Source organism: Kribbella sp. NPDC050124, from assembly GCF_044460355.1.
GTDB lineage: Bacteria > Actinomycetota > Actinomycetes > Propionibacteriales > Kribbellaceae > Kribbella.
The window spans coordinates 62,809-78,080 of sequence record NZ_JBITJU010000030.1; the positions used below are offsets into that span (position 1 = coordinate 62,809).

A 15,272-nucleotide genomic window follows, 5' to 3' on the forward strand; every position below is an offset into this window, starting at 1 on the left:
GCTCGATTCCCATTCCTTCTCAATGTAGTCGTCACAGTGACGACGCCAGATCGCTCAGGCGCCGGATGAACCACTGGTGGCCCGGATCCCCGGTCCGCCGCGGATGCCACAGACAGGCATCGCTGATCACGGGGAGCGGGACCGGGGGATCGATGTAGCGGAGTTCGGCCGGCTCCCGCGTCGCGCGAGCGAGACGTTCGGGGATCAGCGCCACCAGGGGTGTGCGGGTGAGCAAGAACGGCACGAGCAGCTGGCTGGCTGTGCGGACCTCCACCTGACGGACGACGCCCAGGTCGTCCAATGCCTTGTCCGCGAGGTTGAGGCGCTGACCGGTGACGTACTGCGCGAACCGCATCAGCGCAAAGTCCTCCAAGGTCGTGTCGTCGGTCAGAGCCTCGTTTCCCTTCCAGGCCGCGACCACGAAGCGGTCCCTGAACATGGTCCGCCGCGGATACTCAGGCAGGAACTCGGCAGCAAGCTGCTCCGACACCACCAGCAGATCGGCGTCGTCGTGCTTGATCCGATCGGCGTAGTCGTCCAGGAGCGGATGCACCTCCAGCGTCACATTCGGGGCTTCTGCTTCGAGCTGCTCAAGCAACGGCCGGAGCAGGAAGAGTGTCGAATAGTCGCTGGCCACGACGGTGAAGGTCCGGCCGTCGATGGACGGGTCGAATCCGGGCCGGTGGGTGACCACGCGCTCGATGTCGGTCAGGATCTGCTGTACCGGTTCGATCAGCGACTCCGCGTATGGCGTCAGCGTCATCTCCCGCCCGGTCTTGACCAGGAGCGGGTCGTCGAACGCCGTACGCAGCCTGGCCAGGATGGCGCTCATCGACGACTGACTGAGGTTGAGCTGCTCGCCGGCCCTGGTGACGTTGCGCGTCTGCAGCAGCGTCGCGAGCGGAACCAGCAGGTTGAGGTTCATCCGGGACAGCTCCATGACCGCTCCTGTCGCTCGACGACTCGCTCCCTGCAAGGTATCGAGTGAGGTGGTGGCTGGTATCGCACATTCCGGCCTTCCGGTCCTGACAGACAGGGACTTATCGTCGATTGTCGACCAAATGTGAGCCCTGTCACCAGGAGCCGATGTGAAAAGACGTCTACTTCATCCCGAGCTCGCCGCGGTGTGTGCGACGCTGCGACACGGCGAGATGGTGTTCGTCGCCGATGCTGGGTCCGGGACCCACGCGAAGAGTTTGGTACCTCTCGCCGACGATGTGCAAATCATCGATGTCGGCGTCGTCACCGGCGTCCCGTCGGTCGCCGACCTGCTCCCGGTCCTGTGTGCCACGGGTGACTTCGAGGCGGCGATCGTCACCGAGGACATGGCTCGGGCCAACCCGGAGGGGCGCGCGCTCGTCGACGATCTCCTCGGCGCGGACGCGGTCCACGAGCTGCGCTACCTTCCCGACTTCTACGAGCTGCGTGACCGGGTCAAGGTCTTCGTCCAGACCGGTGACTACGCGGTCCACGGGAGCGTCGTACTGGTCGCCGGCTACCCGAGCCCCGCCATCCCGCTCGAGTGGCTCACGTCGCCGATCTGGCTGCAGAACCTCGCTGCGGCGGATGCGACCGTGGGAGGGTGAGATGCCGTATCTAGACGACACCGACGCCGTGTACTTCCGTCATTGGGCGGCTGCGCCCGCCGTCGCATCCGTTCTCCTCCTGCACGGATTCGGGGAGCACAGCGGCCATTACCACCGCCTGGCCTTTGCCTTGAGCAACCGCGGCATGAATGTCTGGGGGCTCGACCACCTGGGTCACGGACTCTCGGCGGGGGAACGCGGCCTGTTCCAGACGGTGGACGCCTTGGCAGACAACGCAGCGCTTCTCCTCGACCGCATCGAGGCGGACGATCCCAGCCGGCCGGTTTTTGTCGTCGGCCACTCATTGGGCGGGATCGTCGCCGGACTGCTTGCGGTACGTGGTCGAAAGACGGCGGGGCTTGTTCTTACCGGCGCGCCACTCGACGGTCTGCCGGCGAACGTTCCAGACGAGGCGATCATGTCCCAGGACCAGTTCTATCTGGACGCGCTCGCGACCGACCCCCTCGGGTTCGACACGGCTCCGGCCGAAGGCCCCTTGTGGCGGGCCATCGGCGTCTGCAGTGCCGAGCTCCGCGCGGGCTGGGAACAGATCGGCGTACCGGTGCTGTTCGTCAACGGCGATCGAGATGTCTTCGCGCCGGCGTCGACCGCCCGGGCGTGGGCGAGCCGATTGCCCAATGCAACGGTCGTTTCGGTCGCGGGCTTCCACGACATCGTCAACGACCTGTCCCACGCGCACGTCGCCGAGCAGATCGGCAGCTTCATCGTCCAGCACTCAACGTCGCCGGCCCCGTTGACCACAACCAGCTAGGAGTAGGCATGAAAGAGACACGACTTGTCGCGGCCATCGGCGTGGCAGCCTTGCTCGCCGCGGCGTGCACGACTCAGACCTCCGAACCTGTCAAGGTCGAGTCCGACGCGAAGCAGCTCAGTGGGACGATCGCGTTCCTGGCGCCGAACCAGACCGTGGTCCGGTGGTCCCAGTTCGACCTTCCCGCGATGAAGAAGTCCCTGGGCAGTCTCGCCCCGGGAATGGACATCAAGCTCTACAACGCGCAGGACGACGCAACCAAGCAGGTCCAGCAGGCCGAGGCCGCGATCACGGGCGGCGCGAAGGCCATCATCATGACCGCGGCCGATCCGGACCAGACGGCCGCCATCACGGCGAAGGCACATGACGCCGGCATCCCGATCGTCGCGTACGCACACGAGGCGAACAACAGCGATCCGGACTACTACGTCACCGTTCCGTTCGAGCAGATCGGTGCGGAGTCGGCCAAGGCGCTGGTGACCACGATGAAACCGAGGCAACAGAAGATCCGGCTCGCCAAGATCTACGGCGACCCAGCCTTCTTCTTCTACTCCGAGCAGGCGAAGGGCCACGACAAAGTGCTGAAGCAGTACGTCGATGCCGGTGACATCAACGTTGTCTGCGAGGCGGACAGCATCGGCTACGACACCAGCAACGCCCGCCGTGCGATGGAGCAATGCCTGACGCGCGTCGGGGACAAGGTCGACGCGGTACTGGTGACCAACGACAGCACGGCGAACGGCGTGATCGCGGCACTGGCGAACGACGGCCTTGCGGGCAAGGTCAAGGTCTTCGGCGGGTACGACGCCGAGGCAGGCACGATCCAGCAACTGCTGGCCGGGAACATCAGCACCGACATGCGCCCGCCGTACGACAAGATGGGCAACGCCGCGATCGAGATCCTCGTCGCCGAGCTCACCGGCAAGAAGCCGGACAGTGCGCTGGTCAACGGCACCTACAACAACAAGAAAAAGGACGTTCCGACCGCGTTTCTGCCGAACGTCCTGATCACGCCGGACAACATCCAGCAGACCCTGATCGATCCCGGCATCCTCAGTAGGAAGGAGCTCTGCTCGGGCGGACCTGCTGTTGCGACGTCCTTCTGCAAGGGGTGACATCGTGACTGCTGAAGCACTCTCGATCCGCGAGGAAGTGCCTGCGCTGGAACTGCGCCAGGTGTCCAAGCACTATGGCGGGGTGACCGCTCTGGCCGGTGTCTCCCTATCGGTCTGCCCAGGTGAAGTGGTGGCTTTGGTCGGAGACAACGGCGCCGGCAAGTCCACGCTCGTGAAGACCATCTCCGGCATCGTGTCACCGGACTCCGGTGTCTTCTACCGCGACGGCCAGGAGGTGTCGATCGCAAGCCCGCAAGACGCCGCGTCGGTTGGTATCCAGACCGTCTACCAGGACCTCGCGCTGTGCGACAACCTCGACACCGTGCAGAACCTCTTCCTCGGCAGGGAACTGCGCGGAAGGCGGTTGCTGGGAGGCCGCTTGCGCCGTGCCGACATGGAGCACCGGACGCGGAAGGTGCTGGCAGATCTCGGTGTCACGACTCTGCGTGACATCAGCATCCCGGTCGGTGGGCTGTCCGGTGGCCAGCGACAGTCGGTTGCGATCTGCCGCTCGGTGCTCTGGGACCCGGGTGTCGTGCTGCTCGATGAGCCGACGGCCGCACTCGGCGTCGCGCAACGGGAACAAGTCCTGAACCTGATCAGGCGACTCCGCGACGCCGGCCGCGCCGTGATCCTCGTGTCCCACGACCTGGCCGACGTACAGCAGATCGCCGATCGCGTACTGGTCCTGCGACTGGGGTCGCTGGTCGCGGAGTTCACGAAGGACGGCTACACCCGCGAGCAGTGTGTCGCGGCGATCACCGGAATGGGAGTCGAGTCATGAGCCAAAGCATGAAGGCTGACACTCTCGCGCGGCCGAGTCGTGACCTCCGAGCGGACCGCTGGGTCAGCAGCAGCCGGGTCGGGCAGCTCGTCGACGCCTTCAACGGGCGCTGGCGGATGATCCCTGTGCTCGCGACGCTGGCCCTCATTTGGCTGTTCTTCGCGAGCCAGGTGCCCGCGTTCCTCTCGGCACGGAATCTGTCGAACCTCTCCGTACAGATCGTGGTGACCGGCATCCTGGCGCTCGGACTCGTTCTGGTGTTGCTCGTCGGGGAGATCGACCTTTCGGTCGCGGCTCTCGGTGGCGTCACCTCGGCGGTGATGGCCCGCCTACTGGTGCAGCTGGGTTTGCCAGCCTCGATCGCCATCGCCGCCGGCATCGCGACCGGTGTGTCGGTCGGCATCGCGCAGGGGATCATCGTCACCCGGTTCCGGGCGCCCGCGTTCATCGTGACGCTGGGATCATCGCTGATCCTGCAGGGCGTTCTGCTCCAATTGTTGCCTCGAACCGGGCAGATTCCGCTGGCCGGCACCGCCGTTGAACTCGTCACCGGTACGTACCTGGTCGCGAGCACGGGGTACGTCATCGCGCTCCTGGCTACTGCGCTCGTCGCCCTGCTGTCAATGCAGACCTTTCGGCACAATCGGCGACAGCAGCACGCGACCTCGATAGTGCGGCGCGTGGTGGTTCCGACGGTCGTCTGTCTTGCTGGTTCGTTCGTCGTGGTCGCGCTGCTCAACGCTCACCGCGGCGTACCGGTCGCAGTTCTCATTCTGCTCGGATGCCTAGGTGTGATGGCCTACGTGGCCACGCAGACGACCTTCGGGACCTATCTCTACGCGATTGGTGGCAATGCCGAGGCGGCGCGGCGGGCGGGTATCCGCGTCCGGTGGGTCAAGGTCACGACGTTCGCGCTCGCCGGCGGGTTTGCCGCGGTGGCTGGTTTGGTCGCGGCTTCGCGGACGTTGGGCGTCTCGAGCCAGTCCGGTGGTGGCACCTTGCTGCTCGAGGCGGTCGCGGCGGCGGTGATCGGCGGAGCGAGCCTGTTCGGCGGTCGGGGCTCCGTGTGGGCTGCGTTGCTGGGCGCATTGGTGATCGGCAGCATCTCCAACGGTCTGGACCTGCTCGGCGCCGAGGCGCAGGTGAAGCTGATCGTGCAGGGCACCATCCTGATCCTCGCCGTCGCGGTCGACGGCGCACTGTCCGGCGGTTTCCGACGATCGAGTTAGGAGGTTCCGGCTGTGCTCCTCGGATATCCGCAGCACTTGAGTGTGTTTCCCGGTGACTCGGTCGGTTTCAAGGTCAGCGCAGCGCCCACGCCGTACGAGGTGGATCTCGTGCGGCTGGGCGGTGTCGACCAAGGCCACGGTCCACACGGGCATGTCCGTCGTGAGCCGGTGCCAGGCATGAACACGTCCGTCTCTACGGGCCGACTGCAACCGATCCATGCCGGCTCGTACGGAATCGCGATGTTCGAGAGCCTGGTGACCTTGAGCGCGATTTGCGTCGACCTCTGGTGCCTTCCGACGCATCCGGACGGTGGCACGCTCATGGCGGCACTGCCGGTGGACGCGAATCCGTCGTGGCGCTTGTCCATCGCCGGAGGTTCGATCAGCTTCGTTGTTTCCTGTCCCGATGGTGGCGCAACGCAGGCCACTTGCCGTCTTCCCGCCGTTTCGCGGCAATGGCTGAACGTTGCCGCAGGCTACGATCCGGCCGGCGATGTCTGGATCGCGGTGCGCGGTCAGAGCCGATGGGATCGAGACCGTATCGAACTGGCTTCCGTCGCGGCGGCCCCGCGATCTGCGTCCACGCTCGTCTCACAGGGCGTATTGTTCGCCGCCGACTGGGAATCGGGCCGGCCGCGTGCGTCGTTCCACGGGAGGCTCGAGTCGCCTCGTCTGACTGAGTATGTTCGGTTCGCCGGGGCGTCGGTGCAAGAAACCCTACGTCAGCTCGACCTGGCCGAGGCCGTGGCACGGTGGGATTTCGCGGCCGGCATGAGCTCCGATCGCTTCGACGACATCGGTCCTCGGGGGTTCCACGGGCGGCTGGTCAACCAGCCGGCTCGGGCTGTCACCGGGCACGCCTGGTCGGGCAAGTCGCTCCGGTTCGCGGACGCGCCGTCCGAGTGGGGCGCGGTTCATTTCCATCAGGACGACCTGACCGACGCGGAGTGGGAGGACGACTTCGCCCTTCGGCTGCCGGACTCGTTGCCCAGCGGAATCTACGCCGCCCGGATCAGCCAGGCCGAGGAAGTGTTGGAGGTGCCGTTCTACGTCAAGGCACGCAAGGCCGAAGAAGCGCGAGTGTTGTTCCTTGGCCCCACGAATACGTACCTGGCCTACGCGAACGAGCATCTGGGGCACGGTGCTCGCGGAAAGGCGCACGAGTCGATGATGGCCGCGCCGATCCAGTTTGCTGCCGAGGATCTGTATCTCCGCGAGCACCCCGAGCTGGGCTTGTCGTTGTACGACGTGCACGCGGATGGCTCCGGAACGATGTATTCGTCGCGTCGGCGACCCGTCCTGAACTTCCAGCCGGACTACATCACCTGGCTGACGGCAGGCCGTCGTCATTTCGCTGCGGACTTCTACCTGACCGGCTGGCTCGAGGACCTCGGTATCGAGTACGACGTTGCCACCGACGAGGATCTCGACTCGTTCGGTGTAGATCTGTTGTCGCGGTACCAGGTGGTCGTGACCGGTAGCCATCCCGAGTACGTCACCACGCGCGAGTACGACGCGTTGCAGGCGTACGCGGCCGGCGGAGGCAGGCTCATGTACCTCGGAGGCAACGGGTTCTTCTGGGTGACGAGCTTCACCGATCAGACGCGCTCGATCATCGAGTGCCGTCGCGGTGTCGCCGCACAGCGCAACTGGACCTCGCATCCGGCTGAGGTCTTTCACAGCTCGACCGGCGAGCAGGGTGGCGCCTGGCTGCATCGTGGGCGCAACTCCAGGGAACTGTTCGGCGTCGCCATGTGCGGCGCAGGCTGGGGAGCGGCCTCGGGGTACTCGCGCACCGACGCGAGCTGGGACCCCACGGTCGAGTTCGCCTTCGACGGTGTGATCGGAGACAAACTCGGGGAGGTGGGCTTGGTCCTGGGCGGCGCGGCCGGCGACGAGTTGGACAGCGCCGACTACACGGCCGGGACGCCGGCCCACGCCAAAGTGCTGCTCAGCTCCCGGCACGGTTCGAAGTACCTGCCGACGCTCGAAGCGGTCCAGTCGCTCGAGCCGGACTGCGACGGCGAGCACAACCCCGAGGTTCGCTCCGATGTGGTGCTGCTGGAGACGGCGAACGGCGGAGCGGTGTTCTCGGCCGGCTCGATCTGCTGGGCCGGCGCGATGGCTGCGAGCAACTACGACAACGACGTCGCCCGCCTGACCGGCAACGTACTCAGACAGTTCTTGCGCGATGACTAGTCGATCGTGCCGATCTGTTCGGAGACCAGGAACGCCGTCCGGTCGGCACGATAGATGTCGGTCGCGAACTCGATGCAGCGGCCGTCCCCGTCGTACGTGTGTCTGGTCAGGACGATGCCCGGCGACGCCTGCCGGACCCCGAGACGAGTGCTCGCGGTCTCTTCGAGCGGCAGGCATTCGATCCGGGCGACGGCTCGTTCCGGGCGAACGCCGAACTCCCGGCGCAGCAGCGACCAGAGGGACGACGTGAGATCACGCGTGAGCAGTCCGGGTGCGAGGCCGGCCGGCATGATCGTGGACTCGATCGCCATCGCGTCGCCGTCTGCCGATCGAAGGCGCTCGATCACGTACACCTCGCCACCGTCGGGCAGTCCGAGGGCTTCGGCGGCTGTCGGGTCGGCCTGTTCCTGCACGGCTCGCAAGACAGTGGCCTGCGGACTGTGGCCCAGCCGCACGACCTCCTCGGTAAAGCTGCCGATCCGGAGCGTCAGCCGTGGCTCGGCGACGAAGGTGCCCCGCGGTGGCCGGCGGTAGACGAAGCCCTCGCTCTCGAGGAGATCGACAGCCTTGCGGGCGGTCATCCGGCTCACGCCGTGCTGGTCCGAGAGTTCCCGCTCCGACGGCACGAGCGTGTTCGCCGGACGCAGCCGGATCTCCTCGCGGAGGGCAGCCGCGATCCGGACGTAGGCCGGTGTCGGAGACGAGGACTGGGGCACTCTTGCAGCTTAGCAGACATGGCCTATACCATGAGGGCCATCCGCATGGTCTATACCAAGGTGCCGCATGAACATCCTGTCGATCGACCAGGGCACGTCCGGGACGAAGGCCCTCGTTTGGAACCCCGACGACGGCGTGGTCGCCGCGGCCGAGGTGCCGGTGCGTCCGCGCTACGCCGAAGGTGGCGCTGTCGAGCAAAGCCCGGCGGAGCTGCTGTCCTCGGTCCTGGATGCCGGTCGACAGGCTTGCGAGGCGGCCGGACGGCCGGTCGATGCCGTCGCTCTCGCCAATCAGGGCGAGACGGTCATGGCCTGGGATCGCGACACTGGCCGGCCGCTGTCGGACGCGATCGTCTGGCAGGACAGGCGCGCTGAGAGTGTGTGTCGCGAGCTCGCCGACGAGGCTGCGTTCTTGGAGCATGAGACCGGACTGGCGCTCGATCCGTACTTCTCGGCCCCGAAGATGGCTTGGCTGCGGCGGGAAGGACTGAGCGCAGGCGTCGTCACCACGTCCGACGTGTGGCTCCTGCACCAGCTGACCGGGGAGTTCGTGACGGATCGCGCGACCGCGAGCCGATCGATGCTCGTCAAGCTCGATGAGGAGGAATGGAACGACGAACTCTTGGACCTGTTCGGTCTTGGAGCGGAGGACCTGCCGAGAATCGCCGCTTGCGACGAGGTGGTCGGCACGACCGAGGCCTTCGGAGCGTCGACGCCGGTCGCAGGTGTGGTCGTCGATCAGCCGGCCGCTCTCTTCGCAGAGGGATGTCTTGGCTCCGGCGATGTGAAGTGCACTTACGGCACGGGCGCCTTCCTCCTGGCCAACACCGCGACCGCTCCGGTTCTGTCGGCGAGCGGTCTGACGTCGTCGGTCGCCTGGCGGGCCCGGAATGTGACGGCGCACTGCCTCGACGGGCAGGTTTACACCGCGGCATCGGCGATCCGGTGGCTTCAGGATGTCGGTCTCATCGGAGGTGCGGCCGAGCTTGACTCAGTGGCGGCCGGCGACGCGGCAGATGTGCTTTGTGTCCCCGCTTTCGCCGGGCTCGGCGGTCCGTGGTGGCAACCGGACGCGACGGCGTCGTTCGACGGTCTCCGGCTGTCGACCGGCAGGGGAGAGATCGTCTTGTCGGTCCTGCAAGGTATCGCCGCGCAGGTCGCCGAACTCTGCCGACTGGTCGCAGACGACCTCGGCAAACCGCTGACGCGGCTCCGGGTCGACGGTGGGCTGACTCGGTCGGCTCGGCTCATGCAGACCCAGGCCGATCTGTCGCAGCTTCCGGTCGAGGTGTTCCCGTCAGCGCACGCGACCGCGCTCGGTGCGGCGGGCCTTGCCCGGCTCGCAGTAGAGCCTCAGTTGCGACTGGACGAGGCCTTGCCGGGCGCCGGTGCAGCGATCACGTACGAACCGCAGTGGTCGCTGGACCGCGCGGCCGAATATCTCGATCGATGGACTACGGCGGTCGAGCGACACCGCACACAGGAGCCGATCCAATGAGCACCGACAACCAGGTCTACGACGTCGCGGTGATCGGTGGTGGCATCGTCGGCGCCGCGATCGCGCGCGAGCTGTCGGGCCATCGGCTCTCGGTCGCGCTGGTGGAGAGCCGGGACGATGTCGGCGACGGAACCAGCAAGGCGAACACCGCGATCCTGCACACCGGCTTCGATGCCAAGCCGGGCACCGTCGAATCTCGCCTGGTGCGCCGTGGTTGCGAGCTCCTCGGCAAGTACGCAGAGGTCGTCGGCATCCCGGTCGAACGGACCGGCGCGCTGTTGGTCGCCTGGACCGATGAGGAGCTGCAGGCTCTCCCGGACTTGCGGGCCAAGGCCGAGGCGAACGGCTACACCCAATGCGAGCTCGTCGGACCGGACGAGGTCTATCGCCAGGTTCCGAAGCTCGGCGCCGGCGCGCTGGGCGGGCTCACAGTTCCGGACGAGTCGATCATCTGTACCTGGACGACGAACATCGCACTGGCGACCGAAGCGGTGCAGCGCGGCACAACGCTGTTGTTGAGCCATTCGGTCAGCGGAGTCGAGATCACCGCCGACGTCTCGACCATCGAGACCTCGGGCGGTCAGGTATCTGCGCGGTGGATCGTGAACGCTGCGGGGCTCGGTGCCGACATCGTCGACCGGATGTTCGGCTTCGAGCGTTTCACGGTCACGCCACGCCGCGGTGAGTTGTTCGTCTTCGACAAACTGGCTCGCCCGATGGTCGACAAGATCGTCCTCCCGGTGCCCTCGTCGCGCGGCAAGGGGGTTCTGGTCAGCCCGACCATCTACGGCAACGTGATGCTCGGCCCGACGGCCGAGGACCTCGACGACCGCACGGACACCAGCACGTCGGAGCAGGGGTTCGCCTTCCTGCTGGACAAGGGCGAGAAGTTGATGCCGGAACTTCTCCGCGAGGAAGTCACCGCGACCTACGCCGGCCTTCGCGCCGCGATCGACCGGCCGGACTACCTGATCGAAGTCGATCCCGAACAGCGCTACTTGGTCGCGGGCGGTATCAGATCGACGGGCCTGACCGCAGGCATGGCGATCGCGGAGTACGTCGTACAACTGCTGCGTGACGCGGGCCTTCGGCTCGAACCGCGGGATGACCTGCCTGCGCCACCGACGATGCCGAACCTCGGCGAGGCCGGGATCCGTCCGTACAAGGATGCTGAACGGATCGCGGCCGACCCGGCGTACGGCCGTGTCGTCTGCTTCTGCGAGCGGGTGACCGCCGGCGAGATCCGGGACGCCTACCTATCGACGATCCCACCGCAGTCCTTGGAGGGGCTGCGGCGGCGGACCAGGGCGATGAACGGTCGCTGTCAGGGCTTCTTCTGCGGTGCCAACGTCGCGGCCATGGCCAGGAAGCAGGGAAGGAACTGATGGCTACCGAGCTGAGTCCCGAGGTCGTGGTCGTCGGAGGTGGACCGGCTGGGCTCACGGCCGCAGCTCAGCTTGCGCGGACCGGGACCGACGTACTGGTCGTGGAGCGCGAGCGGGAAGCCGGAGGAATCCCGAGGCACAGCGATCACACCGGCTACGGCATCCGCGATCTCAGGCGAGTCCTGCGCGGCCCGGATTACGCGCATTTCCTGTCTGACGCGGCCCGTGCGGCCGGCGTGACGATCATGACCGATTCGATGGTCACCGGCTGGGAGGGGGAGACCGCGGTGCAGGTCACCTCGCCACGTGGGCTGATCCGCTTGGAGGCGCCTGCGATCGTGCTCGCCACCGGAGCACGCGAGCGTCCTCGACCTGCTCGCCGGATTCCTGGCGATCGTCCCCGCGGTGTGTATACGACTGGCCAGCTGCAGAACCTGGTCCACCTGCACCACCAGCCTGTCGGGAAGCGGGCGGTCGTCGTCGGCAGTGAGTTGGTCAGCTGGTCCTCGGTCCTGACGTTGAAGCACGCTGACTGCAGGACTGTGCTGATGACCAGTGCGTATCCGCAGACCGAGGTGTATCTGGCCTTCAGCGTGCCGGGGCGGATGATGTACGGCGTCAAGGTCGCGCACAGCACCCGCGTCGTCCGGGTCATCGGCCGGGGCCAAGTCGAAGCGGTCGAGGTGGAGAACACGGTCACGGCGGATCGAACCACGGTCGAGTGCGACACGGTCGTGTTCACCGCGGACTGGATCCCTGACAACGAGCTCGCCCGCGCAGCCGGCCTCACCATGGACCCTGGATCGCTCGCGCCGGTGGTGGACCGGACGCTGCGAACGAGCCGCCCAGGTGTATTTGCCGCAGGCAACTTGGTGCATCCGGTTGACACGGCCGATGTCGCGGCCCTGGACGGTCTGCACGTCGCAGATCAGGTGCGGAAGTGGCTCGACACCCGCAGTTCGGCGGGTGCCAGTGTGCCGCTCGTCGCCGGGCCGCCGTTCCGCTGGGTCGCACCAGGCCTGCTCCGTGCGGATGATCCGGCGCCTCCGCGGGACCGGTTGCTACTCTGGCCGGAGGAGCTCATCCGCCTGCCGACGGTCACCGTTGAACAAGCCGGCCAGGTGCTGGTGCGGAAGCGGGTGCCATGGCCCGCGGCCCCTGGACGGATCTTCCGTCTCCCGGCCGGGATGCTCGATCGAGTCGACCTGGCGGGAGGGCCGGTGCGGATCAGTGCACGGTGATCGCCGGGTGGCGGTCTTCGACCTGGACGGCGTACTGAGCCGACGGGACACGTTCACCGAGTTCGTTCGGTTGTCTGTCGTCCGCGGTCCGTGGCGCTTGCCGTTGCTGTTGCCTGTTCCGCTGCTACTGGCGATGTGCCCGGTGCTCGAATGGCGCCGGCACATCGCACACTATGGAGCTCGTATCTCGTTGCTGGGGCGCGCGCTCACTGACGTGGAACGAGAGCTGCAGCGGCTCGGTGGGCACCTGGCGAAACAGCCGGACTGGCCCATGGGCACGGCTGTCGAGCGCGTCGGAGAGCACCTGGCGGCAGGAGACCGGGTGATTGTCGTGACAGCGACAGAAGCCAACCTGGCCAGGTCGTACCTAGACGCGCTGGGTCTTCAGAAGGCAGAGCTACTGGCGTCGCGGCTTCGAGAGGCGCGCCTCGGTCTGTCGCTACGTCCCCACAATCACGGGCGCGAGAAGGCACGGCAGTTGGCCCAACTGGTACCGCCCCCGTGGCACGTCGTCTACACGGACAGCTTGTCAGACCTCCCGTTGATGCGAGCGACGCGAGAGGTGCGGATGGTGAACGTCCGGCGGACTGCCGTCCGTGCAGCCCGCCGCAAGAGCGGTGTGAGGACCATCGTGGAGCAGTGGCGCTGACGTGACGAATCCCGAGCACCTGGACCTGAACCTGCTTCGCCCGTTGCAGGTGCTGCTCGAGACGCGGAATGTGACGCGGGCGAGCGAGCGCCTGCATCTGAGTCAGTCCGCGACGAGTGCGGTCCTCCGCCGGCTGCGCCATGCACTCGATGACCCCCTGCTTGTCCGGGTAGGACGAGACCTGGTGCTCACGCCGTACGCGGAATCTCTGCTCGAGCCGGTGCGGGAGATCTTGCGGCAGGTCGGTGAGATCGCCCAGTGGCGCCCGGAGTTCGACCCGGCCGGCGCACATCGCACGTTCAGCATCATGGCGAGCGACTACGCGGCGCACGTCGTCGGTCCGCGGCTCATCGACGCCGTCGACCGGACCGCGCCGTCGTGTGGATTCGAGTTCCGCGAGCTACGAGACGATTATCGGCAGGTGTTGCGCAGAGACGAGGTCGATGTCCTGCTCATCTCGAGCAGGCTGCACGCCCACGACCTGTCCGATTACCCGTCGATGCTCTTGTTCACCGATCGCTTCCGACTGTGTGGCTCGGCGGAGAACGAGGCGTTGCGTGCAGGCGCTTCCGTCGCGGAGTTCGAGTGCTTGCCATACGTCGAGTACGGTCCCGGAGGATTGCGTGGCCTCGCCGACCGTGCGCTGCAAGCGGAAGGCGTCAATCCGGGGGTGGAGGTTCGTACCGACAGCCAGATGCTGGTCCCGCAGCTGATCCGTGGTACGCGCCTCGTCGCACACGTTCCGGAGCGGCTGCTGCTGGGACACTCCGGCGACGGCCTGCAATCAGTGGATCCCGTTGTCCCCCTTCCACGGATCGAGCAGTACGCGACCTGGCATCCGAACCGAGCGGTGGACGCTGGACATCAATGGCTACTGAGTCTGCTCAGGAATCTCATCGGTTAGCCGCTTGCGGTGAATCTTGCCTCCGGCAACCACGAGGACCACGCGACGCAGGTTCGAGATGTCCTCCGCAAGATTCCCCTCGACCGCGATCAGGTCTGCGCGCCGTCCGGGTTCGAGGGTTCCGGTCTCGTCGGCCACTCCACAGAGCTCGGCGCCGGCCGACGTACAAATCCGGATCGTCTCCGCGACGCTCGCTCCACAGCTGTGCAGGATGGCGGCCTCCTCGTACAAGGTGCCGTGCTGGATGCCCGCACCGCCGGAGTCGGTTCCAGCAGCCACCGGTGTGCCCAGGTGCAGGGCAAGCTTGATCGCGTGCCGGACAGCTCGCCGGACTTGTTCGGCCTTGCCGACCATGTGATCCGGCGTGCCTGCGGCCCGGGCGTTGCGGACGATGAGCTCTGCTGCCATCGCGGTTGGTACGAAGTAGACACCGAGTTCCGCCATCCGGGTCAGTGTCGCCTCGTCGGCGAAGCTGCCATGCTCGATCGAGTTCACCCCGGCATCCAGCGCGGCCCGGATCGGGCCGGGAGTGTAGGCGTGCGCGGCGACGGAGCAGCCCGCACGGTGGGCTTCCTGTGTCGCCGCCCGCAGTTCGGCGTCGGTGAACTGACGATCCGTCAGACCCGCACGCTCGTCGTACACACCGCCGGAGGCCATCAGCTTGATGACCCGCGCGCCGGCTTTGACCTCGGTCCGGACCGCGGAGCGCACCTGGTCGACTCCATCCGCCTCGCGGGTGATCTGCCAGGCATGACCGCCGGTCATGGCGATTGCGCGGCCAGCTGCGACGAGCCGCGGCCCCGGGATGTCGCCGCGCTCGATGGCGGCGGCCAGCGGAAGAGTGAGGGAATCCGTGGCGCCGAGGTCGCGAACAGTCGTCGTACCCGCGAGGAGAGTCCGGCGGGCGCGTCCTGCCATCCGTAGGAGCGTCGTGGCCGAGTCGTCCAGCTCGACCTCACGATGTGGGGTTCCTTCGGCACCCCAGACGAGGTGGACGTGTGCATCCACCAGGCCTGGCAGTAGCGTGGCGTCGCCGAGATCGATCACGTTCGCTGCCGGTCTGGTGCCGGTGCGGACGGCGGCGATCCGGCCGTCCGCGACGGTCACTGTTGCGTCCTCGAGTGGTGGGTTGCCGAGGCCGTCGTAGCACCATCGCGCCCGGTAGGCAGTGGTAGGCAAGCGTGTGCTCCTTGA

Annotated in this window: 14 protein-coding genes; 11 read left to right on the forward strand and 3 right to left on the reverse strand. The window is 66.7% G+C overall.

Annotated features, from left to right (window positions below; genetic code table 11):
* Window positions 1-31: 31 nt before the first annotated feature.
* The gene (locus tag ACIBL3_RS41285) at window positions 32-940 is read right to left on the reverse strand and encodes a LysR substrate-binding domain-containing protein (protein WP_396359449.1); all 909 of its coding nucleotides are present in this window, start codon (window positions 938-940) and stop codon (window positions 32-34) included.
* Window positions 941-1,088: 148 nt separating this feature from the next.
* On the opposite strand from ACIBL3_RS41285, the gene ACIBL3_RS41290 reads away from it, so the two are divergent.
* From ACIBL3_RS41290 to ACIBL3_RS41315, 6 genes are all read left to right on the forward strand, one after another.
* Window positions 1,089-1,586, forward strand: coding sequence for an RbsD/FucU domain-containing protein (locus ACIBL3_RS41290; protein ID WP_396359450.1), 498 nt, complete (start codon window positions 1,089-1,091; stop codon window positions 1,584-1,586).
* Window position 1,587: 1 nt separating this feature from the next.
* Entirely contained in the window at window positions 1,588-2,358 is a 771-nt protein-coding gene (locus ACIBL3_RS41295) for an alpha/beta hydrolase (RefSeq protein WP_396359451.1), read from the forward strand.
* An 8-nt stretch (window positions 2,359-2,366) separates the two neighbouring features.
* On the forward strand, window positions 2,367-3,473 hold the full coding sequence (locus ACIBL3_RS41300) for a substrate-binding domain-containing protein (RefSeq protein ID WP_396359452.1): 1,107 nt from the start codon (window positions 2,367-2,369) through the stop codon (window positions 3,471-3,473).
* Window positions 3,474-3,477: 4 nt separating this feature from the next.
* A complete protein-coding gene (locus tag ACIBL3_RS41305; protein ID WP_396359453.1) occupies window positions 3,478-4,257 on the forward strand; it encodes an ATP-binding cassette domain-containing protein in 780 nt (259 codons plus the stop codon).
* Between the two features lie 8 nt (window positions 4,258-4,265).
* Entirely contained in the window at window positions 4,266-5,486 is a 1,221-nt protein-coding gene (locus ACIBL3_RS41310) for a sugar ABC transporter permease (RefSeq protein WP_396359454.1), read from the forward strand.
* Window positions 5,487-6,257: 771 nt separating this feature from the next.
* Entirely contained in the window at window positions 6,258-7,685 is a 1,428-nt protein-coding gene (locus ACIBL3_RS41315; protein ID WP_396359455.1) for a N,N-dimethylformamidase beta subunit family domain-containing protein, read from the forward strand.
* On the opposite strand, the gene ACIBL3_RS41320 is transcribed toward ACIBL3_RS41315, so the two are convergent.
* The gene (locus ACIBL3_RS41320; protein ID WP_396359456.1) at window positions 7,682-8,401 is read right to left on the reverse strand and encodes a GntR family transcriptional regulator; all 720 of its coding nucleotides are present in this window, start codon (window positions 8,399-8,401) and stop codon (window positions 7,682-7,684) included. The genes ACIBL3_RS41315 and ACIBL3_RS41320 overlap by 4 nt on opposite strands.
* A 67-nt stretch (window positions 8,402-8,468) precedes the next feature.
* On the opposite strand from ACIBL3_RS41320, the gene ACIBL3_RS41325 reads away from it, so the two are divergent.
* From ACIBL3_RS41325 to ACIBL3_RS41345, 5 genes are read left to right on the forward strand one after another with little or no spacing between them, the layout of a single operon-like run.
* A complete protein-coding gene (locus ACIBL3_RS41325; protein WP_396359457.1) occupies window positions 8,469-9,899 on the forward strand; it encodes an FGGY family carbohydrate kinase in 1,431 nt (476 codons plus the stop codon).
* Complete coding sequence (locus tag ACIBL3_RS41330) at window positions 9,896-11,284, forward strand: NAD(P)/FAD-dependent oxidoreductase (protein ID WP_396359458.1); 1,389 nt, start codon at window positions 9,896-9,898, stop codon at window positions 11,282-11,284. The genes ACIBL3_RS41325 and ACIBL3_RS41330 overlap by 4 nt, the downstream gene beginning before the upstream one ends.
* Window positions 11,284-12,525, forward strand: coding sequence for an NAD(P)/FAD-dependent oxidoreductase (locus ACIBL3_RS41335; RefSeq protein WP_396359459.1), 1,242 nt, complete (start codon window positions 11,284-11,286; stop codon window positions 12,523-12,525). Before ACIBL3_RS41330 ends, ACIBL3_RS41335 begins: the two co-directional genes overlap by 1 nt.
* Window positions 12,526-12,532: 7 nt before the next feature.
* Window positions 12,533-13,174 carry a haloacid dehalogenase-like hydrolase gene (locus tag ACIBL3_RS41340; RefSeq protein WP_396359460.1) on the forward strand — a complete coding sequence of 214 codons (642 nt, stop codon included), beginning with the start codon at window positions 12,533-12,535 and terminating at the stop codon, window positions 13,172-13,174.
* 1 nt (window position 13,175) lies between these two features.
* The gene (locus ACIBL3_RS41345) at window positions 13,176-14,078 is read left to right on the forward strand and encodes a LysR family transcriptional regulator (RefSeq protein WP_396359461.1); all 903 of its coding nucleotides are present in this window, start codon (window positions 13,176-13,178) and stop codon (window positions 14,076-14,078) included.
* On the opposite strand, the gene ACIBL3_RS41350 is transcribed toward ACIBL3_RS41345, so the two are convergent.
* Complete coding sequence (locus ACIBL3_RS41350) at window positions 14,046-15,257, reverse strand: amidohydrolase family protein (protein WP_396359462.1); 1,212 nt, start codon at window positions 15,255-15,257, stop codon at window positions 14,046-14,048. The two genes, ACIBL3_RS41345 and ACIBL3_RS41350, sit on opposite strands and share 33 nt — an antisense overlap.
* Between the last annotated feature and the right edge of the window lie 15 nt (window positions 15,258-15,272).